Origin of the sequence: Niastella sp. OAS944 (assembly GCA_024809215.1) — a bacterium.
Taxonomy (GTDB): domain Bacteria; phylum Bacteroidota; class Bacteroidia; order Chitinophagales; family Chitinophagaceae; genus Niastella.
On sequence record JANUBW010000013.1, the window covers coordinates 116,296 to 136,182 of the forward strand.

General features: G+C 41.6%; 21 protein-coding genes. 9 read left to right on the forward strand and 12 right to left on the reverse strand.

What is annotated here, in order from left to right:
• Positions 1 to 69: 69 nt before the first annotated feature.
• The 5 genes from GGD38_RS34500 to GGD38_RS34520 all read right to left on the reverse strand — a co-directional run bounded on the left by GGD38_RS34500 (position 70) and on the right by GGD38_RS34520 (position 3,562).
• Positions 70 to 213: a hypothetical protein gene (locus GGD38_RS34500; RefSeq protein WP_375303951.1), complete on the reverse strand. Its 144-nt coding sequence runs from the start codon at positions 211 to 213 to the stop codon at positions 70 to 72.
• A 719-nt stretch (positions 214 to 932) separates the two neighbouring features.
• Positions 933 to 1,604: a response regulator gene (locus GGD38_RS34505; RefSeq protein ID WP_375297895.1), complete on the reverse strand. Its 672-nt coding sequence runs from the start codon at positions 1,602 to 1,604 to the stop codon at positions 933 to 935.
• Between the two features lie 18 nt (positions 1,605 to 1,622).
• Entirely contained in the window at positions 1,623 to 2,369 is a 747-nt protein-coding gene (locus GGD38_RS34510; protein ID WP_375297894.1) for a sensor histidine kinase, read from the reverse strand.
• The gene (locus tag GGD38_RS34515) at positions 2,330 to 2,998 is read right to left on the reverse strand and encodes a hypothetical protein (RefSeq protein WP_375297893.1); all 669 of its coding nucleotides are present in this window, start codon (positions 2,996 to 2,998) and stop codon (positions 2,330 to 2,332) included. Before GGD38_RS34515 ends, GGD38_RS34510 begins: the two co-directional genes overlap by 40 nt.
• Positions 2,999 to 3,046: 48 nt before the next feature.
• Positions 3,047 to 3,562, reverse strand: a complete 516-nt coding sequence (locus tag GGD38_RS34520; RefSeq protein WP_375297892.1) for a hypothetical protein — start codon at positions 3,560 to 3,562, stop codon at positions 3,047 to 3,049.
• Between the two features lie 226 nt (positions 3,563 to 3,788).
• On the opposite strand from GGD38_RS34520, the gene GGD38_RS34525 reads away from it, so the two are divergent.
• Positions 3,789 to 4,073, forward strand: a complete 285-nt coding sequence (locus tag GGD38_RS34525; RefSeq protein WP_375297891.1) for a hypothetical protein — start codon at positions 3,789 to 3,791, stop codon at positions 4,071 to 4,073.
• Here GGD38_RS34525 and GGD38_RS34530 read toward each other — a convergent pair.
• The 3 genes from GGD38_RS34530 to GGD38_RS34540 all read right to left on the reverse strand — a co-directional run bounded on the left by GGD38_RS34530 (position 4,062) and on the right by GGD38_RS34540 (position 6,544).
• On the reverse strand, positions 4,062 to 5,171 hold the full coding sequence (locus tag GGD38_RS34530) for a PA0069 family radical SAM protein (protein WP_375297890.1): 1,110 nt from the start codon (positions 5,169 to 5,171) through the stop codon (positions 4,062 to 4,064). The two genes, GGD38_RS34525 and GGD38_RS34530, sit on opposite strands and share 12 nt — an antisense overlap.
• 116 nt (positions 5,172 to 5,287) lie before the next feature.
• Positions 5,288 to 5,899 (reverse strand): 2'-5' RNA ligase family protein, encoded by a 612-nt coding sequence (locus GGD38_RS34535; protein WP_375297889.1) that lies wholly within the window; start codon positions 5,897 to 5,899, stop codon positions 5,288 to 5,290.
• Positions 5,900 to 5,929: 30 nt separating this feature from the next.
• Complete coding sequence (locus GGD38_RS34540) at positions 5,930 to 6,544, reverse strand: 2'-5' RNA ligase family protein (RefSeq protein ID WP_375297888.1); 615 nt, start codon at positions 6,542 to 6,544, stop codon at positions 5,930 to 5,932.
• 73 nt (positions 6,545 to 6,617) lie between these two features.
• Here GGD38_RS34540 and GGD38_RS34545 point away from each other — a divergent pair, with 73 nt between their 5' ends.
• On the forward strand, positions 6,618 to 7,052 hold the full coding sequence (locus tag GGD38_RS34545) for a LexA family protein (RefSeq protein ID WP_375297887.1): 435 nt from the start codon (positions 6,618 to 6,620) through the stop codon (positions 7,050 to 7,052).
• Positions 7,053 to 7,420: 368 nt separating this feature from the next.
• Positions 7,421 to 8,704, forward strand: a complete 1,284-nt coding sequence (locus GGD38_RS34550; RefSeq protein ID WP_375297886.1) for a Y-family DNA polymerase — start codon at positions 7,421 to 7,423, stop codon at positions 8,702 to 8,704.
• Between the two features lie 590 nt (positions 8,705 to 9,294).
• Here GGD38_RS34550 and GGD38_RS34555 read toward each other — a convergent pair.
• Entirely contained in the window at positions 9,295 to 10,227 is a 933-nt protein-coding gene (locus GGD38_RS34555; RefSeq protein ID WP_375297885.1) for a DUF72 domain-containing protein, read from the reverse strand.
• Between the two features lie 81 nt (positions 10,228 to 10,308).
• On the opposite strand from GGD38_RS34555, the gene GGD38_RS34560 reads away from it, so the two are divergent.
• The 4 genes from GGD38_RS34560 to GGD38_RS34575 are packed head-to-tail and all read left to right on the forward strand — an operon-like array spanning position 10,309 to position 13,121.
• A complete protein-coding gene (locus tag GGD38_RS34560; protein WP_375297884.1) occupies positions 10,309 to 10,890 on the forward strand; it encodes an RNA polymerase sigma factor in 582 nt (193 codons plus the stop codon).
• A gap of 12 nt (positions 10,891 to 10,902) precedes the next feature.
• Entirely contained in the window at positions 10,903 to 11,292 is a 390-nt protein-coding gene (locus GGD38_RS34565) for a hypothetical protein (RefSeq protein WP_375297883.1), read from the forward strand.
• Entirely contained in the window at positions 11,279 to 11,533 is a 255-nt protein-coding gene (locus tag GGD38_RS34570) for a hypothetical protein (RefSeq protein ID WP_375297882.1), read from the forward strand. The genes GGD38_RS34565 and GGD38_RS34570 overlap by 14 nt, the downstream gene beginning before the upstream one ends.
• Positions 11,534 to 11,573: 40 nt before the next feature.
• Entirely contained in the window at positions 11,574 to 13,121 is a 1,548-nt protein-coding gene (locus GGD38_RS34575) for a sulfatase (protein WP_375297881.1), read from the forward strand.
• On the opposite strand, the gene GGD38_RS34580 is transcribed toward GGD38_RS34575, so the two are convergent.
• Together GGD38_RS34580 and GGD38_RS34585 are read right to left on the reverse strand one after the other, a co-directional pair.
• Positions 13,122 to 13,952, reverse strand: coding sequence for an N-acetylmuramoyl-L-alanine amidase (locus GGD38_RS34580; RefSeq protein ID WP_375297880.1), 831 nt, complete (start codon positions 13,950 to 13,952; stop codon positions 13,122 to 13,124).
• A 105-nt stretch (positions 13,953 to 14,057) separates the two neighbouring features.
• Positions 14,058 to 16,532, reverse strand: coding sequence for an outer membrane beta-barrel protein (locus GGD38_RS34585; protein ID WP_375297879.1), 2,475 nt, complete (start codon positions 16,530 to 16,532; stop codon positions 14,058 to 14,060).
• Between the two features lie 357 nt (positions 16,533 to 16,889).
• Between GGD38_RS34585 and GGD38_RS34590 the strand changes: the two genes are divergently transcribed.
• Both GGD38_RS34590 and GGD38_RS34595 read left to right on the forward strand, forming a co-directional pair.
• The gene (locus GGD38_RS34590; RefSeq protein WP_375297878.1) at positions 16,890 to 17,075 is read left to right on the forward strand and encodes a hypothetical protein; all 186 of its coding nucleotides are present in this window, start codon (positions 16,890 to 16,892) and stop codon (positions 17,073 to 17,075) included.
• Positions 17,076 to 17,505: 430 nt separating this feature from the next.
• Positions 17,506 to 18,723, forward strand: coding sequence for a DUF763 domain-containing protein (locus tag GGD38_RS34595; protein ID WP_375297877.1), 1,218 nt, complete (start codon positions 17,506 to 17,508; stop codon positions 18,721 to 18,723).
• Here the strand turns inward: GGD38_RS34595 and GGD38_RS34600 are convergent, their stop codons facing one another.
• Positions 18,724 to 19,836, reverse strand: coding sequence for an acyltransferase family protein (locus GGD38_RS34600; protein WP_375297876.1), 1,113 nt, complete (start codon positions 19,834 to 19,836; stop codon positions 18,724 to 18,726).
• Positions 19,837 to 19,887: the final 51 nt, after the last annotated feature.

Sequence of the window (19,887 nt, forward strand, 5' to 3'; positions counted from 1 at the left end):
GAAAAGCATCCGCCAGCCGACGGACGCTTTATCTCCGCCTTTTAGAACCAATTTATCTTTAGTTACTTCTTACCGTACCTGATATGCGGCAGGATGTCTTTCTTCCACTTCATCTGTATACTTCTGCCCGTTTCTCTTATTTCGCTTTGTTTTATTATCGAACAAAGCCGCAATGAACCTGATCACAAATACACTCATTAATAATTTCATCACTTACACTCCTTTTTCTTTTCATTTTGAATAACACCAATAAAAAAGCCCGGTCGTTTTGTCGACCGGGCTTTTTTATTCGATTCCTGTTTATCACAGTTTCGTATAAATACAACCTGGTCGTATTGGAATATGATCACTCTCTTGTTTACCGCCATTAATACATACCGCTCCCTCCGCATTTGCACACGTATCCCATTGACTAAATCGTCTTGAACTTTTGAGGTCCATTCGTAGTATGTACTGCATCGGTATCGGCATCAAATGAATTTTGTTCTTTAATTGTTGTTTACAAGAAATACTAACTACCACACACACATGAATATAGCACACGCATCCACACTAGCCAAAGCGCCGCCATTTTGCTGTTATTTTATTAAACAGCCAACAAATAAAAAACCCCGCAATTCCTTGCGGGGCCTGTGTTATATTGAATTAGTTTGTTCAACTTATTCTTCAGCGTAACACGCCCCGCAAACAGTAAAGTCACCTATCGGACTCCAACCGTTCTGTGCCTCTATGTTTGTGTGTTTGCGAATCATGTTTTGTTGATTTGTTTATGCAAAGGTGTTAATAATTTTTCAATTACACCAAATAATTTTACAAGTTTTTTTAAAATAATTTTTCACTACCATTAGCCGAAGCTGAAATCTTCGGTTATGCATCAGGATTAATTTAACAGGAATAACATTGATAGTCAGTAGGAAACTTATACAATAACGTTAGACGTTACCGGGCTTATAGAGGTTATTTTTTATTGCATAAATAATAATGCCGGCCGTGTTCTTCACTTCCATTTTTTCCATGATCTTTAACCGTAACCCTTCAACGGTACGTACACTTAAAAAGATCTTTTCGGCAATTTGTTTACTGGTAAGGCCATTACAAATGTCGGCTACGATCTCAATTTCTCGTTCATTGAACTCGGGTTTCAGTTTCTGTTTGTATGGGTTGAACTTGCTTTTGGCAACCATTTGTGCCAGCTTGTTAGAGGTATGGCGGCAATAATAGGGTTGTTGCTGGTAAACCGATTTTATGGCTTCGATGATCTCGTTCTTATCGGCATTTTTTAAAAGATAGCCGCGGGCGCCGGCTTCCAGCATATCGATAATAAGGTCCTCTTCATCGAACATGGTAAGTGCGATGATACCTATATGCGGATAATGCTCCGTTAGGTGCCGGGTGGCTGCAGCCCCATCCATAACAGGCATTTTTACATCACTGATCACAATGTCTGGCTCTTGTGCTTTTACCTGTTCAATGAGGTCTTTTCCATTGGCAGCTTCGGCTACCATTAAAATATCTGGCTGCTTTTGCAGCATTGCGCGCAGTCCGTCGCGAAAAATTTCATGATCGTCCGCAATAGCAACTTTTATATTGCCATATGTTTTCATATAAACAGCTGGTTCTGGTCAAATAGGAATTTCAATTGTATATGTGGTGCCTTTACCTGGCTCAGACTGACAGGTAAGCTCACCTCCCATCACCTCGGTCCTGCTTTGCAAGTTACGAAGTCCAAGGCCTGGATTGTCCCTTACTTTCGCAAAATAATCAAAACCTTTTCCATTATCTGCGGTCATTAGCAAAAGACGGTCGCCTTCCGTAATTATTTTGATAATAAGCAGGGAGGCCTGGGCGTGCTTTACAGTGTTATGAAGAATTTCCTGTATGATGCGGTAGATATTGACTTCCTTATACTGATTCAGGTGCACATCCTGCTCACATATAAACCTTATTTCTAATCCATATGTTTCGCGATTATTCTCAACAAACTCGCTAATTGCTTTTTGAAGCCCTTTCCGAACCAGCGTATTGGGCATGAGGTTATTTGAAATTTCCCGTAGTTTTCTGATGATGCTATCGAGATGGGTGCTCGATTTGCTGATCACCTGCTCATCATCGGGATCGGTTGTATTAAGGCTGTTGATCTGAAGTTTTACGGCAGATAAAAGGGGGCCCAGTTCATCGTGGAGGTCAGAAGCTATTCGCCGGCGTTCTTTTTCCAATGTATCAATTTCAGCCTGTATTTTTTCCTTATGCAGTTTCAGGCTGCGGCGCTGATAGCGAATAATGGTGATAATGAAATATAGCAAAATTATGCCCACTACCCCTACTACTATCAAAACAGACTGGTATAGTTCTTTTTCCTGGGGATACATATTACAGCTACTGCATACAACAAATTAACCAATAAGTTTGAATACACACTAATGGCCCATAACTCGCGCCTGAATACCCGGCTCATGTTACGCTCAAAAAAAACTGATAAACCTGTGGCAAACACTACTATAAAGAACGAATAAAAAATGATTATTCCCAAACAAATCCAAAATTTCGGATTTCTGTAAATACTGCTGCGTTCATTAACTACCATTTTATTGAATGTATTTACACTAAAGAAGATCAATGCAAATGCATACAATATGAAGAAGTATGAGTTATTCTTTATAAAGCCGGTTAAAATTATATTGCTTACTAACCATATAATGAAGAATACGCTCGCAATGGCAATAAACGTTGTTTTCCTTCTATTGAACAGCCCCCAGTTATGAAAGAGCCAGAGGAAGAAAAAGAAATCAATGTACGAAAACACATTCAGCATAAAAGTAAACGCATGCGGATGGCCGGTTACGTTCAGTATCCTGTTCAGTATTTCTACACTTAATGCGGCAATTGCATTATAAAGGAAGGGATAGTAAGATGAGTCTATCCTTCGAAATCTTACTATCCCGATTATTACAGCTAAACCAATGCTTAAACTTAAAATAAAACGTACGGTAGAATCCATTGTTTGAGAAAATCTCAGTCATTGAATTACAAAATCACTCACACTATCTTAATTATCATTTGTTAAATCACAAGGAGGATTACACTGGCCATATTCCAAACCTCCATCATCACTGCCACCCTGTGCTGCAAGGGCATTTCCTTTACCTTTTATGTACACATTATTACCGGCAGAATCAACACCTACTATCATTAACCGTAATGCTTTTTTCTTCTCAGGACCAGGTTTAATTCCATAATAGAACTTAAGACCTACAACCTGTGGAAGCTTGAAAAACTCAACAATAGAAGCCTTGTTAAAGGTCTCACTGTTTGGAATGAACAGGTCAGGATAAGTTTTGGTAAGACTGTCGCGTGTAGCACGAAAATCCTTTTCAAAAATGTCGATGCTCATCACCGGAATAAAATGGTTCTTTTTTCCAAGGTCAGAGGTGTCAACCGGTACACTGATACATACCTGGTCTTTAACTGGTGGTTCACTTTGGCAGGAGCCCATCAACAATGCTCCAATAAAAACAATAATTACTTTAGGGTAAATCAACAAAGATTTCATGTTAGTTGCCATAAATAAAATTTTGGTTAAACGGGGTGCTAAAGGTATTTGTTAATGCCTGCCCGAAAATCCGTAGAACTACCTATTTTATCTACAGCTACTACTTTAAAGTTTTGGTACTTTATCTCTTGGTGTTCAAAGTGATATAAGTGATCTTTGAGGCAACGAACAGAGCGTACCCAAGTCACATAGGAAACCTTCGGCCCAATGAACATTTATAACATTTAATTTTAATTCCATGAGACAGCAACACTCATCCACAAGCAAATTCAATCCGGTTTCACCAAAGGACCTGGTGCCGGGATCTTTTCAAATGATCATGGCCGATTCGGTTGAAGTAATGGAATATTACTACAGAGGCAAAATTCAGGAGCTTGAGCAATCACTTGCCCAGCTTAATATTCTGGAACATTCGAGGGAAATCGCAAGCCTTTGCCGTGACATTGTACGTACAAAAGAAGTATTACAGAAGATAATTATTAAAAAGGGGGGTTCGCAATCTACTCAGCCATCAATCAAATAATCGTCCCTGTGCACCCGGCCTTCTAAAAATGGTCGTATCCAAATCAAGTTCTTCAGCGTTCATTCCATAAAGCTTACCGTATTTGCGATATTGCTGCGATATGATCTCGGCAATATCGCCTTCACCCCGCATACGCACACCCCACCTTGAATCGTTCACCTGGCCGCCATGGCTTTGCTCTATCATATGCCATACTTTATCGGCCCGGTCAGGAAAATTCTTATATAGCCAGTCATGGAACAATAGCTTTACTGAGCCATTGAGCCGCACAAAAGTATAAGCCGTAGTTGCAGCGCCATGCTCTTTGGCCGCTTTCATGATCCGTTGCATTTCATGATCATTTAAGCCCGGGATCATTGGCCCCATCATAACCCCTACCCTAACCCCTGCCTGGCTTAACTCCTGTATCAACCTTAGCCGTTGCATAGAGGTTGTTGTTCGTGGTTCCATTACACGGCGCAGATCTTCGTTTAATGATGTAATGGTAACCATAACAGAAACCAGTTTCTTTTTGGCCATTTCTTTCAGTACATCGATATCCCGCACCATACCACCGTTCTTACTAATGATGCCAACGGGTTGATTAAATTCGCGGCAAACTTCCAGTAACGACCTGGTTAACCTGTATTTTTGTTCGGCTGGTTGATAACAATCGGTATTACCACTAAGGCTGATGGATTCCCCCTGCCACTTGGGGTCCATTAAAAACTTACGCAACAACTGGGGCGCATTCATTTTCACAATGATCTTTCTTTCAAAGTCGAGCCCCGCACTATAGCCCCAATACTCATGGCTGTTTCGTGCATAACAATATATACAGCCATGCTCGCATCCCATATATGGGTTCATGCTATAGGACATACCAACATCGGGACTGCTTACTTTATTTACCAGGCTTTTTGCTTCCTGCTCAATGTACTGGGTAGGTTGCTGGCTTTCGGACCAGTCGTCAATACCTTCTACATGTTCTCTAACGTGCTGGTCTTTTAAAAAGCGGTTCTTTGTATTTACCTGGGCTCCGCGGCCTCTTTGATAGTTATCGCCCTCTGCCATTTTTTTTGGCGTAACACGATAGCTTTCTTGTTTTTTCTCTTTCATTTTTACCTCATAATTTTTCTCACACTACCCGTACGACACTCCCCCCGATAAACGGGGGGAGGTGGCAACACGAATTTGAAAGAATGACTGAAACAACAACACCACTACAAGTATGACTATACAAACAACTCCCCTTGTTTTGTCGTAACGGGTAAATTCATAAAATCAAAACGCTGGGCTATCATCCATGACTTATCACCCAGCCGGCGTTTTAGCAATAACATATTATCTGCGATAAATGAACCGGTAAATTGACGGTGCGAAAATTCGAGCCAGCCCTTTTCATATTGCCAGGGCACCAGTTTTCGACCGATAACAATAAATGGTTCATCAATGAAATATGGTTTATGTTCATTATCCAGCTTCATCAGCCGCTGCGCCATCCGAATTTCGCGTACCAGATTTTGTATAGGCAGCTTAGTTGCTACGTTCACGAATATGGTATGCGCAGGAAAGCTTCCGTAATCTTTTAAGGCAACCTTAAATGGCTGATATCCCATGCCAATAACTTTCAGGCGGGTAATAAGCCGCTCTTCCATCATTTCAAGTTGGGTAAAACGGGACAGCGCAATATGTGGTTTGCTAATAAGCGCCGCTGAATTTTTATAGGTTTCACTAAACTCATTTCTTAGCCTGGTAATTTTATTACGCAACTCCTCATGCGGGTTTAACACCAACATATATTCATTGACCCTGCAACCTGGTATAGACTGAATACTGATTTTCATGATTTGAATTTTTAAGGATGAGTTAAATGGTTAAGCTACTTCGCTATATGATTTATGATTAGCTGGTAAAAAACGAAAAACGTTGATGGTTTTACTGGTGGCAAACGGATGATCGCGACCAAGTAATACCAGTTCTGTTGCTACAAAACGGGCGCGAAAAGTTTTTCTTGAATATACCGGCATGGCCTGTTGATACACAGTTTCAGTGAGTTCATTGGCCAGGGCAATATGCGGCACCCGTTCAAATGAATTTGTATTCATAGGGTGCACATGACCATCGAGCATTTTAAACTGTGCAGCCAGTTGTTTTATGGGCTGTGGGTCCTGAACCCGCAGATAAATACTATGTTGCGGAAACCCGCTATAATTATTAAGTGCTATATCAAAACTGCTAAGCTGGCTGCAGATGCGATGTATCCACCGGATCAGTGTTTCTTCCATTCCTTCGCCTGCATAAAAGCCGGCCACCATAATACTTGGGAACGTATTCACCGCAGCTTCTACGCCATAATTCGCAAAAAATCGTTGCTTCTCTGCCATAATCTTTTCATACACAACAGCATCAGGATAAATAACCAGCCTGTACTCCCGGTGCCCGTTGCCAGGCCATGCTATTGGAACGTTCTTTACTAACCCGGTGTTCATAAAACAATTTTTATTTGATCATAAATTTAGTATAAATTTACTAAATAATTTAGTACACCAAAATTTAAATTATATGGAGGGGGAATTTTTTAACGAAACATCGTACCGGGGAACGAAAAAGTTCTCGCAACAGGATGTTAAAACAGCCGATGCTACCGGCTTTGGTGCGGCAGCAGACGATTATATGGAACGCGGCATTGATCTTAACGAACAACTTATAGGAAATAAACCAGCCACGTTCTTTATGCGTATGCGCGGCGACGCTATGATGGGCGCCGGCATCTTCGATGGCGATACTATTATTGTTGATCGAAGCATAAAAGCCGATAGCGGTAAAATAGTAGTGGCATCGCTCAATGGCGAAATGGTCATAAGGCGACTCGAAAAAACATTTAATAAAGTGCGCCTTATTTCTGAATCACGCAAAAATGCACCCATTGAAGTGGATGCATCCTGCGATGAGCTGGGCATTTGGGGGGTAGTAACTTATAGTATTCACGCAGTGTAAGGCATCGTGAAACGTGAAACGGCAAACGTGAAAGGGGTCGTTTATTTTCGAGGCTCGCGCTTATCCTTATGCCTTCAGCTTTCGGCCTTCAGCTGTACTTGCATTTCGCATTTTGCGTTCGGCGCTAAGCTGTATTTTGTATTAGCCTTATGCCTTCAGCTTTCGGCTTTCAGCTGTACTTGCATTTGACTTCGACGTTCTGCATTGAGTGTTCAGCATTCAATATTTTATAACATTACACCATTCCATTAAACCATTCCATGTATTTAAGAGTAGTCCCAACTTGCCCCGCAAGCCGGGACTACTCCCAACCCAACAACCCAACCATTCAGTCCCATTGAACGGGGCAATTGTTTAAATCATTTATTATGAAGGCAATTGTTGATTGCAACAGCTTTTATTGTTCCGCCGAACGCTTATTCCGGCCCGATCTGCAACAAAAGCCTGTAGTGGTCTTAAGCAATAATGATGGTTGCATAGTTTCCCGAAGCGATGAAGCCAAAGCGCTTGGCGTAGGCATGGCCGCTCCATACTTCGAAGCAAGGCCGTTGATATTACAACACAACATCTCTGTATTTTCTTCAAATTATAATTTATACGGCGACCTCAGCTGGCGTGTTATGGAAACCTTACGTCATCTGATGGGCGACGCGTCAAAGGTTGAAGTATATTCTGTTGATGAGGCCTTTATCGATCTTGGCGATATCCCTTATGAATCGCTTTTCGATGCAGCCATGAACATTCGAAAAACGGTTGAACAGTGGACCGGTATTTCTGTATCAATTGGTGTGGCGCCCACTAAAACATTGGCCAAACTGGCCAATTACCTGGCCAAGAAAAATAAAGCAGCTACCCAATGTGTAACAGTATTGGCCACTCGCGAAGAACAGGTTACCGCCATGAAGCAAACTAGGGTAACCAATGTTTGGGGTGTAGGCGGTGCATACGCTAAAAAGCTCATTAACCTGGGCATTACCAGCGCATGGGAATTAAGTACTATGCCCGAAGAGTGGGCCCATAACAATATGGGCGGGGTAGTTGGTACGCGATTAGTAAGGGAGTTAAATGGCCTGCCTTCGCGTGATATGGAAAAGCCATTGGTCTCAAAAAAAATGATCGCTACTACCCGCATGTTCGGTACACCTGTAACCAACATTAATGATATTAAAGAAGCTATTGCTACCTATACTTCCCGTGCAGCCGAAAAATTACGCCGCCAGCATAGCGCGGCTAAAGTGATCAGTGTTTTTATTGTTCCCAGGGAACAGAATTATGAAGTAAGTTTTAGGCGGGGCGCTACAGTAAGTTCGCATATCACCCTGCCTGCCGCCACCAGCAGTACCAATGAATTAATAAAACCTGCCGTACAATTGGTTGAAGGGCTATACGAACAGGGGAAAACATATAAAAAAGCCGGGGTTATGCTGGCCGGGTTAGAACCCGATGAAAGTATACAGGGCAATCTGTTTGCCACCGGGCCACAGAAGTATCAGCGATTATTAATGGATATGATGGATAATATTAACTTCAGCATGCGCGATGATGTGTTGAAATTTGCCGCCTCGGGCCTTGCGCGCGACTGGAAAATGCGGCAGGAATTACGGAGTAAACGATACACTACCAGGTGGGAGGAATTGTATGAAGTGCGTTGACCCAGAACAAAACGATTGAAAATGAACAAATTAATGTCTTTTTCGTTTAACAACTTGTTCATTTCATTTAACGAAAAACATTTTTCGTTTAACGATTTGTCCAATTCGTTTAACGGAAAACACTTTTCATTTCACGATCCGCCCGTTTCATTTAACGATTTTCGTTTTTCATTTCACGATTTTCCCATTTCGTTTAGCGATTTGTCAATTTCGTTTCACGATTCGTCCATTTCGTTTAACAGAAAACATTTTTCGTAAAACGATCTGGTCATTTCATTTAACGAAATGTTCTTCTTTTGAAACGATTTGTTCATTTCGTTTAACGGAAAACACTTTTGGTTTCACGATGCGCCCATTTTATTTCACGATTTTCGTTTTTCGTTTCACGACTTTCCCATTTCGTTTAGCGATTTGTCAATTTCATTTCACGATTCTTCCATTTCGTTTAACAGAAAACAATTTTCGTTACATGATTTGTTCATTTCGTTTAACGATATGTTCTTCTTTTGAAACGATCTGTTCATTTCGTTTAACGATATAATTGGTTTTCACACATTTCCTTCATCCTGTTAAACGAAAAGCTTTTCTTTTTAATCAAAGAACTTTATTTGTGTACCTTCCGCCTGCCCCTCCGGTTCAATAAACCTTGGTTGCAATAACTGCAATCCTAATGCAGCATTCAACTTATCTGTTAGGTAAATGATGAGTTCGGGGGAATATAACTCATCTTCCATATGTACAAAGAAGTACAGTTCCTGCAAACCCTGTTCTACCCAATTTATTATTCGTTCTATCCAGGCATCGAGCCTTACATAATCAGTAGGGTGCAGGCTATTAGCTACAAATCGTACAAATGCTTTAGGAATGGTAAGGTGCATATGCGCACAATCGCGCCGGCCGGCTGTATCTGTGATAACGGCGCCCGTTCTTTGCAAATACAAAGTATTAAATAACTCCTTACGCACACTTTCCTGCGCAAACCAGTCGGGGTGGCGCACTTCCAGGAAAAAGGTCACCTCTTTGGGCAGCGACTTTACAAACATAAACAACTCTTCTTTACGGGTCGGGCCAAACGAATCGCTTAATTGCATAAACACCGGCCCCAGGTGTTCTTTGAATGCATATACTCCATTTAAGAACTCGGTTATCATTCCGCCCTTACCCATTAAACTACCCTGATGCGTAACGCCCTGGTACAATTTAGGGCAGAAGGTGAAATCGCGGCCATCGCCTTTATCGGCCCATTTACCAATGGCAGCGGTATCGTATATTTTATAATGTGTGGCATTCAATTCAATACAGTTATAATGCTGTACATAGTTGGTCAGAAAGTCTTTGTCTTTTGCCTTGGCCGGATATATCTTCCCCAGCCAGCCCGGCACACCCCATTGCGGGCAGCCAATACGTATTTTAACCTGCGGGTTTTTAACCCCGCCCAGTATTTTTTTATTCCCGGCCGGTTCCGGCGGCAGGGTAAAATCCACCATATTCAATTCACTTTCAGGCAGTTTCCCAAATTTCATATGAACAAGTTAAGGTTTTTCAACTTTTTCATGCAACTTTAAAATATTACTATTTGCTGGTCGTCTACCTGAATATAATACATGAAGGAGACGCTCACGATAGCACCAGGCATGGCGGTAGACAGGAAACGCAATATTACACAGGTCATCACTGAGTATAGCAAACGCCTTATGGGGTTTATTCGCAAACGGGTAAACAATGAGGCCGATGCTGAAGATATTATGCAGGATGTTTTTTACCAGTTTATTGGTAACACGCAGCCTATTGAGCAAATGACCGCCTGGCTGTTTACTGTGGCCCGTAATAAAATAATTGACCGGCAACGCAAAAAGCGGCCCGATGCGCTGGAAGACCTGTTTGGAGAAGAGGAAGGGGAAGAAAGCGGGCTTAACTGGTCTGAATTTTTATTCGACGCCAGCGATAACCCCGAAAAAGATTATCTGCGACAGGTATTTTGGGAAGAATTGAACAATGCGCTGAGCGAATTGCCGGAAGAACAAAGACGGGTATTTATCCTGAATGAACTGGAAGGAGTACCATTTAAGGAGATTGCCGAACAAACCGGTGAAACGGTAAATACGCTGCTTAGCCGAAAACGGTATGCCGTATTACACCTGCGTAACCGGCTTAGTGTATTGAAAGATGAATTATTAAACTATTAAACAACGTGTAAAATGAAACGTAGATTTTGGTTTGGCAAAGCTGTAATGATACTGGTATTCTGTACAGCATTTGTCATGTTGTTCAGCTATATAGTAATGCGCCTTTGGAATGGCATACTGCCCGATGTACTGGGTGTTAAGCTGATCTCATTCTGGCAGGCCATGGGTATACTGGTATTGTCGAAAATATTATTCAGCGGTTTTGGCGGTTTTGCCCATAAAAAAGAACAATTCAAAAACCGGTTCAGGCAGCGCATGCGCGAAAAATGGGAAAACATGACGCCCGAAGAAAAAATACAATTCAAAGAAGAATGGAAGAACCGGTGCAAAGGCTGGGGCAGCCGCTTCAGCGAAAGAAATTTTACTACCCCCGAACCCAACGAACAAAGTGAGAACAAGTAAAACCGCATCATTGATACAGCCCATACATATGGAAGTGCTTGTATTTAAAACCAACCTCCACGACAAAAAGCAGATCACTGCAGTAACACCGCATATCAATAATCTGAACGGTATTTCCCGTTGGAATGTTGACCTCGACGATATTGATAAAGTGCTGCGTATTGAATCGGAAAACCTGTGTGCCCGTACGGTAGAAACCACTTTGCAACAGGCAGGCTACCATTGCGAAGAGCTACAATAAGATCTTTATAGTAACTTCATAAGCATCAAACCTTCCGTTTATGAAGTTTCTTCCCATTTTATACCTCCTGCTTTCCCTTTCAGGCTTTGCCCAACAACGTCCCAATATCATTTACATTATGAGCGACGATCATGATGCGCAGGCCATCAGTGCATATGATAAAACGCTTATACAAACGCCCGGTTTCGATCGCATAGCTAATGAAGGCATCAGGTTTACCCGCTGCTTTGTGGGAAATTCTATTTGCAGCCCGGCCCGGGCCACATTGCTAACAGGACAGCATTCGCATAAGAACGGAGTTAAAGATAATTTTACCCGCTTCGATAGCAGCCGCACCACCATGCCCAAATTGTTACAGCAGGCCGGTTATGAAACTGCGTTAATTGGCAAATGGCATTTACATTCGTACCCTACCGGCTTCGATTACTGGAAAATACTTCCGGGGCAGGGCTTGTATTATGCACCTCGGTTTATTGGCATGAAGGGCGATACAAACGTTATTGACGGTTACGTAACCGATGTAACTACCAACGAGGCCATTAACTGGTTAAAGAACCGCAATACCAGTAAGCCTTTTGCTTTATTGCTACATCATAAAGCCCCGCACCGCCAATTTCTACCTTCGCTGAAATACCTTGAACAGTTTCATACTAAAGTATTTCCCGAACCTGCTACATTGTATAACGATACTGCCGGCCATGGCAGCGCCTGGCGTATACAAACCATGAGCATTTTGCACATTATGCAATTATGCACCGATCTAAAAGTTGATCCGGCATATTTACAAAACATTCCCGAACTAAAGCCCGATGCCAGTGATATAGCCGGTTACAATACACTTATGGACCGCATACCTGAACCCGACAGAAGCCGCATGAAGGAGATCTATGCCGAAAGGGGTAAACAGCTGCAACAATTAAAACCAACCGGCAAAGCCCTTTTAAAGCTGAAATACCAATGGTATATGCAGGACTACCTGGCTTGTGTGGCCTCTGTTGATGAAAATGTTGGCCGTTTGTTGAATTACCTCGATGAAGGGGGACTAACAAACAACACAGCTGTTATTTATACCAGCGACCAGGGATTTTATTTGGGTGAGAACGGATGGTTCGATAAGCGGTTTATGTATGAAGTTAGCTTTCAAACCCCATTGCTGATGCGCTGGCCGCAGCACATAAAACCACAAACCACTACGAATGTAATGGCCCAGAATATTGATTTTGCGCCCACTATTTTGGATATCGCTAAAACGACCATTCCGGCAGAAATGCAGGGCAAAAGCCTTGTACCCGTAATAACAGTAAAACAGAAAAGTCTTAACCGGCCTTACCTGTATTATCATTATTACGAATACTCCAAAGACCATACGGTGCTGCCACACCTGGGCATACGAGGCGAACGATATAAGCTTATATACTTCTATACTGTAAATGAATGGGAACTGTACGATCTGCAAACCGATAGCCAGGAGCAAAAGAATCTCATCAAATCGCCAAAACACCAGTCGTTGATCGCACAGCTAAAAGAAGAACTTAAGAAGCTGCGCGATCAATACGATGATCATGAACCCGCCGGTGAACTACATTAATTACTGGTAACGTCGCGAAAGATCGAACAGGATCTTTTTATCATCGGCGGTTAATGTACGCTTTGCAAGAGTATCCTGTGGCACAAAATGTATTTTAAAAGAGTGGATGGCCGCTAAAGTATCTTTAACATTATAACCTATAATACGCAGGGCCTGGGGTGCATTAAAGTATTCGGGCACAACAACGGCAGTTGTATCATACCACAATCCAAAGCCCCGTTGTGCCAGTGATTGCCAGGGGAAGAAAGCACTGGGATCATTCTTACGGCCGGGGGCCACATCGGCATGGCCTATAAAATTGGCTGTTGGAATTGAATAATTTCTTTTCAGGGTATCGAGCAGTTTTACCAGGCTGGTTATTTGCGTTTCGGGGAACGGCTCACTGCCATTATTATCTAACTCAATGCCAATACTGCTTGAATTTATGTCGGTAAAATTACCCCACTTGCTTATACCGGCCTGCCAGGCACGCAGGTAATCGTTAAGCATATGATGTATGGTACCGTCTTTACAAATAACATAGTGGGCACTCACTTTTGTACGCTCAAGTGTAAACGTTTTAAGCGTTTGTTCGCAGGAGTTTTGAGCGGTATGATGAATGATCACAAAGTTTGGCTTACGCAGATCGAAATTGGTAGTGCCAACCGCATAAACCGGCATAATGGCCGAATCGAGCAACAATTGATTTGGGAGCGGCCGCAAACTTTTGGCTAATTGTTTTGATTGCTTTTTATACTTCTTATTTGTTTTGGCATATGGATTATGCGCACAACTGTATACAAAAGCACAAATTGTTATCACAAACAATAACTGACCTGCAAATACACGCATAGCGAACTGGATTTTTTACTGTGTCTGCAAAGTAGGGGAAGATAACCATACATAAAAAAAATCCTCCCCGTTACCGGAGAGGATCGTTTATTATAGAGACTACACTTATTTAGGACTTCCACCGCCCATGCCGCCACCACTATCGGCTGCACGTTTGGTTTCTTCTTCCAAACCAGTTTTGCGTTGGCGGGCCGCTTTTACCTGGCTGTTACCAAAGCGGTAAGTAAAGTTCAGTTTCAACTGACGGCTTTCGAAATTACCGCTGGCTATTGTATGCTGACCGGCAAAATCGCTGGTACCTTTCCATTTCAGTGTTCTGAAAATATCACTTACCGATGCTTTAAATGTTCCGTTTCCTTTTAATACGGTTTTCGAAACACCACCATCTATACTCCATATGGTACGGCTTTTAATAGTTCCCTGCCAAATAGAGGGAGAAGTATAAAAGCCACTCATTTCACCCGTCCAGCCTTTGCCTAAACGGAAGGTTTGCTGTGCAAAAACAGTAGCAGCAACTACATCAAGATTAACTTTACGATCAACACCCAAATCGGCTTTGTAGTGAGAATAATAAGTATTTACGTTGGCGAAAATGCTGTACCATTTATACTGGAACGGATAGCTGATGTTAAGGCTAATGATATCCTGGGTAGCCAGGTTCTTTTGCGTCATAAAGGCTTTTGACTTTTCTGTAACATCAACCAGCTGGGCAAAGATGTCTTTTATATGACTATAGTTCAGGGTTGTATTTAACCGGTACTTATAAGTATGTGTGATGCCGATACTGTTTGTATACTGGGGCCTTAATTCTGTATTACCTTTTCTGAACGTATAATCATCCAGTTTAAATTCAAACGGGTTCAGGTCCTGGTAATTAGGCCTGTCAATACGCCGGCTGAAGGTAAAACTGAACTGGCTCATTGGGTTTTTATTAAACGTAATGGCGCCACTGGGGAACAGGTTGGTATAATCGCGGGTAAATGTTGTATCGTAATCAACAATATTTCCGGTATTATTATCTACTCTTTTTCCTGTTGAGTGCCCGGTATTATGCGTATTCTCAACCCGCAAACCGGCCTGTATCATAAACCCTTTGAACTGCCTGTTGTAGTTAACATAACCAGCGCTTATGTTCTCTTTGTAAATGAAATCATTGCTACGGAAAATGTCAAGCGTTTGACTTCCCGAAGCAGGATCAACATTATACCGGTCGAAATAATTACTGCTTTCAACAAACGACACTTTACCACCCAAACCTAAACGTCCTTTTTTGAAGTTCTGTTCATAATCTGCTTTCACGCTATACAGGTCAATATCTGTGGGGGCTATCATATTGTAGATATTGCTATACAGGTAATTTCCTTTTGCATCAAAATAGTCGTTCGGCTGGTATTGATTGCTTTTATTTCGATAGGCGCCATAATCAGCATCAACGTTCAACTCATGCCCGGTTGAATCGGCATACCGGTAGTTGATGTTCCCGTTCACATTGTCCTTCTTATTGTCATTGGTATTATCAGCTATCAGCGTTCTGTCGAGTTGCTTCGTGGGAAAATAAGAGATATCGGTGTGGCTATAATTAGCCATACCCATATTAGAAAAAGAACCATTGGCCATTACACCAATTGTACTTCTCTTGTTAAGGAAATAGTCCATACCAGCTTTGAAGTTGTGGCTCTTATTGTCAACAGTAAGCTTGGTTTTTCCTTCAAACAGGGTATCTGTCACTTCACGGTTCAAATTGATATTGTTCTCATTGGTATTATCATTATAGCTGTAATTACCAAACAGGTTAACGTGTTTGTTACGATGGTTCAATGAAACACCGCCATTGTATTTAGGCGTATACCCCTGGTTAAAACCGGCATTCACCGAACCATTTGTTCCAAATGACTTGTTCTTTTTCAACCTGATATTAATGATACCGGCATTCCCAGCCGCTTCATATTTTGCCGAGGGGTTGGTAATGATCTCAATGGCTTCAATGCTTGAAGACTGAAGGGTGCGTAAATAATCTGACAGGTCTTTACCACTCAACGGTGTAGGACGGCCATCAACATATACCTGAACACCGTTTTTGCCGCTTAATGTAAAGTTATCGTCTTTATCAACAACAACGCCGGGTGATTTACGCAACAGGTCAAGCGCATCCTGACCTACCGCATTTACGCTTCCTTCTACATTTAAAATGGTTTTATCGGCTTTTACCTCAACCATAGGCTTACGCGCAGCCACTACTACTTCTTTTAACTGACCCGAAACTTTTGCGAGCGAAACCTCAGGTGCGGTAAAATCGCCGGTGCCGCTTACTTCAAACGCAGGAGAGTTCTTTGCAACATGGCCGGTATAAGAAACAGCTACAAAATAGTTGCCTGCAGTTATGCTGGTAAATGAATACTCACCACTGGTATTGGTAGCAGCCAGTTTAACCAATGCAGAATCTTTTACTTTTTTAAGTGCTACTGTTGCTCCCGATAATGCCTTACCCTGATCATCCTTAACATTACCCTTTATTTGTTGTGCGTTGGCTATAGCCGCACATAACAATAAAGGCAATGCTAATAAAATCAACTTTTTCATGAATTGTGTTATTTGCAGTTTAGTCGGCAAAAGTATCTGTGTGTTACAGTCTTATTGTTTTGTATACACCAACGGTTAATTATAACTATTAACGGTTGCCTTATAACATGCTGAATTTATAATCTGTTGTTGTAATATTTCATTTACAAAGCAGCACAAATAAATGTTTGATCATCGACGATAATAGTATTACTTACAATTGTTTGTATGCAATTGATCTTTACATGAACTGCCGGTTGCTGCGGTTTCAATACGTGTCGCTTTTTTCGCATTCCACTACCTTAATGTTTACTTTCACATGCATAAATCCGCAGTTCACACACATTGCCCAAAAACATCGGAGGCTACTTATTAGTTTTGATCACTGTTAAAGAACGACACAACCTTCAACCCATAAACATAGCGCAGGAAATTGCTGATCATAATTCCGTATTGCTGAAGGCCCCGGTAGCAAATATCCTTGTTGGTTACATGCATTCGCCACAGGGCGTTGCGAATGACATAGTAGACCTGTTGAAGAACCCAAACCGGAAAAACGAATAAGGCCCCTATCTGAACCACAAGCATATGAAAAATTATTGCAGCAATGAGTGGCCGGGCTGGCCACTCCCCTGCGCTTACTTATGCATCATTATTAAGTAAATAGTAGTTCAATCATAGTACACAAGTAAAAACGGGGTTCCAGGAAGATCCTGCTCAGAGGCAGGATCTTTCATTTTAGAACATGAATCGGCAATCGTGAAACGGCAGACGTAAAACGTACAAGGACTCGAGAACTTTGAAACTAATAAACGAACCTGCGTCGTTCGAAATCTATTGCCGATTGCCGATAATTGCCGATTGCCGAAAACATCGCAAGCTTCAAAATTGAGCGACCCTTTCACGTCTCACGTTTCACGACCCACCTATTTTCCTCCAACCATCCCTTTTGCAATTATTATAATTAGCAACAAATTACTAACTTTGTTAGCACATGAAACGCTCCGGTACTGCAGATCTGCCTTTACATTATGGCGCCGTTCCACCCTGGCTGGCAGAACGGATGGCCAAGTTGGGTCTTGCCATTACCGAGGTGGTGCTGATGGAATATGGCAAAGCCGATTGGATCCGCCGCATGAGCGATCCCTGCTGGTTCCAAAGCCTGGGTGCTGTAATGGGTATGGACTGGCATTCATCTGGTATCACTACTTCTGTTTTAGGTGCTTTGAAAAAAGCCATTAATCCACTCTCAAAAGAACTGGGTATTTATATCTGTGGCGGCAAAGGCAAACATTCGCGCCAGGTGCCCAATGAATTATTAGCCATTGGCGAACAAACCGGTTTGAATGCACAACAACTTGTATACTGTAGCAAACTCAGCGCTAAAGTTGATAATACCGCCATACAGGATGGATTTCAATTATACCTGCACTCTTTCATTGTTAGCAATGAAGGCGAGTGGACGGTTGTTCAACAAGGATTGAACGATGCCACCGGTACTGCCCGGCGTTATCATTGGCATTCTCAGCAATTACAATCTTTCGTAAACGAACCACATACTGCCATCTGCGGATTACAAACCGGTAATATCTTAAACCTGGTTGATAAAGACGCCGCATCTACACGCACAGGTATTGTTTCGCTATCAAAAGAATCGCCTAATTATTTGTTGCCCGAAATACAGCAACAACTTATTTTACCATCGCACCACGATGTTCGTGCAAAAGATGTTGACCTGAAAAGATTGGGCGCTATGCTGTGGCTTACGCATGAAAGAAAACCTGCTGATTTTGAAGAATTGCTAATGCTGGAAGGTATGGGACCGCGCACCCTGCAATCACTGGCGTTAGTAAGCGAAGTTATACATGGCACTAATAGCCGGTTTAAAGATCCTGCCCGTTTTGCATTTGCCCATGGCGGTAAAGATGGCCATCCATTTCCTGTGCCTACCAGCGTATATGATGAAACCATTAATACGTTGCAACAGGCAGTTCAGAAAGCAAAGATTGGGCAGAGCGATAAGTTACAGGCTATAAAGAAACTTACCGAACTTTCGCAAAAAGCTGAAGTGAATTTCATTCCCAATAACAACTTCGAACAACTTATAGAAAAGGAACGCGCCGAAAGCTGGCGCTATGGGGGCAGAACGGTTATGGGTGTAGAAAAGCCGCCTTCTAAACGATCGAAGGGAGTGCAGCTAAGGCTGTTTTAATTACTTTTCTACCCTGTCAGATTTAAACCTGTTCTTCAGCTTAATAAATTTCTTTTCGTAGAAATAATACGAGATATAGGCTACTAAAAACAAGGCGCAGGTGTTCAATATAATTGAATCGCCATACATAAACCAATCCTTCCAGGGCTGTTTATCGGTAAACAACTGCTGCCATATATAAAGACTATAGGAAAGCACGCCAATAAGCCTTATATATTTCAGGTTTAAGAACTTATTCAGAAAAGTATCTTCATGGATCATACTTATACTTATAAATAACGCTATCAATACCGCACACAATAACATACTAATACCCGAAAGAAATGGATGCTTATTAAATAGCCAAATAAGTAACAGGATACTTAACTGAAGATAGCCCACAGCACCTTTATTATTTCTATGCGAAGCATTTAGCTTAAAAAGTAAAATGGACGTAAGGCTTCCGATCAGTATGGATAATAAACCCTCATTTAAAAACTTGTCGGCTATAGTAAAAGTATATTTCAGGGAGGCAGAATCAAAAGAATTATGATAAGCTATATAACTAATTACCGGCGAACAAATGATCAACACGACCGACATTTTTACGTAAAGGCCTAAGTTCTTCCTTATGAAGAAAGGAAAGATCAGATAAAACTGTTCTTCTACACTTAAGCTCCAAAAATGATGTGTATACCAATTATTGGTCAGGCTTAAATTTTCAGTAAACGTAACTACCCGCAGGAAATCTTTCCCTTTCAAATTCAACGGCAAAAAAAGGTCCATTATAAAAAGGACCAATAGAAATAAAAACGCAACAGGTATAATTCGAAAAAAACGCCTTATATAAAAATCGCGTAAAGAAATATAACCGGTAGTAATTTTTTCCTTTAATAACAGCGCAGTGATAAGGAAGCCACTTAAAACAAAAAATATATGAACACCTAATGTTCCGCCCCCAAATATATAAGTAACAGCGGGTTGGTGTTCGCTCCTGCTAAAATGGGCTACCAGTACAAATAAAATAGATATTGCTCTCAGGCCATCTAGTGTTCGAAAATATTTTGGCTGAAATATGGCGGGAACTTCCGTGATCTCAGCCGACAATAGCTTAGCTTTCTGTTGAAGGTACATTGGATTAAGATACTACCTGGTTTTTACAAATATTGAGATCAATACCTTTTA

Excerpts from the sequence above, each read along its gene's own strand:
- GGD38_RS34505 (WP_375297895.1), bottom strand. The coding sequence starts at position 1,604 with ATGAAAACATATGGCAATATAAAAGTTGCTATTGCGGACGATCATGAA.
- GGD38_RS34510 (WP_375297894.1), bottom strand. The coding sequence starts at position 2,369 with ATGTATCCCCAGGAAAAAGAACTATACCAGTCTGTTTTGATAGTAGTA.
- GGD38_RS34515 (WP_375297893.1), bottom strand. The coding sequence starts at position 2,998 with ATGGATTCTACCGTACGTTTTATTTTAAGTTTAAGCATTGGTTTAGCT.
- GGD38_RS34520 (WP_375297892.1), bottom strand. The coding sequence starts at position 3,562 with ATGGCAACTAACATGAAATCTTTGTTGATTTACCCTAAAGTAATTATT.
- GGD38_RS34525 (WP_375297891.1), top strand. The coding sequence starts at position 3,789 with ATGAGACAGCAACACTCATCCACAAGCAAATTCAATCCGGTTTCACCA.
- GGD38_RS34530 (WP_375297890.1), bottom strand. The coding sequence starts at position 5,171 with ATGAAAGAGAAAAAACAAGAAAGCTATCGTGTTACGCCAAAAAAAATG.
- GGD38_RS34535 (WP_375297889.1), bottom strand. The coding sequence starts at position 5,899 with ATGAAAATCAGTATTCAGTCTATACCAGGTTGCAGGGTCAATGAATAT.
- GGD38_RS34540 (WP_375297888.1), bottom strand. The coding sequence starts at position 6,544 with ATGAACACCGGGTTAGTAAAGAACGTTCCAATAGCATGGCCTGGCAAC.
- GGD38_RS34545 (WP_375297887.1), top strand. The coding sequence starts at position 6,618 with ATGGAGGGGGAATTTTTTAACGAAACATCGTACCGGGGAACGAAAAAG.
- GGD38_RS34550 (WP_375297886.1), top strand. The coding sequence starts at position 7,421 with ATGAAGGCAATTGTTGATTGCAACAGCTTTTATTGTTCCGCCGAACGC.
- GGD38_RS34555 (WP_375297885.1), bottom strand. The coding sequence starts at position 10,227 with ATGAAATTTGGGAAACTGCCTGAAAGTGAATTGAATATGGTGGATTTT.
- GGD38_RS34560 (WP_375297884.1), top strand. The coding sequence starts at position 10,309 with ATGAAGGAGACGCTCACGATAGCACCAGGCATGGCGGTAGACAGGAAA.
- GGD38_RS34565 (WP_375297883.1), top strand. The coding sequence starts at position 10,903 with ATGAAACGTAGATTTTGGTTTGGCAAAGCTGTAATGATACTGGTATTC.
- GGD38_RS34575 (WP_375297881.1), top strand. The coding sequence starts at position 11,574 with ATGAAGTTTCTTCCCATTTTATACCTCCTGCTTTCCCTTTCAGGCTTT.
- GGD38_RS34580 (WP_375297880.1), bottom strand. The coding sequence starts at position 13,952 with ATGCGTGTATTTGCAGGTCAGTTATTGTTTGTGATAACAATTTGTGCT.
- GGD38_RS34585 (WP_375297879.1), bottom strand. The coding sequence starts at position 16,532 with ATGAAAAAGTTGATTTTATTAGCATTGCCTTTATTGTTATGTGCGGCT.
- GGD38_RS34595 (WP_375297877.1), top strand. The coding sequence starts at position 17,506 with ATGAAACGCTCCGGTACTGCAGATCTGCCTTTACATTATGGCGCCGTT.
- GGD38_RS34600 (WP_375297876.1), bottom strand. The coding sequence starts at position 19,836 with ATGTACCTTCAACAGAAAGCTAAGCTATTGTCGGCTGAGATCACGGAA.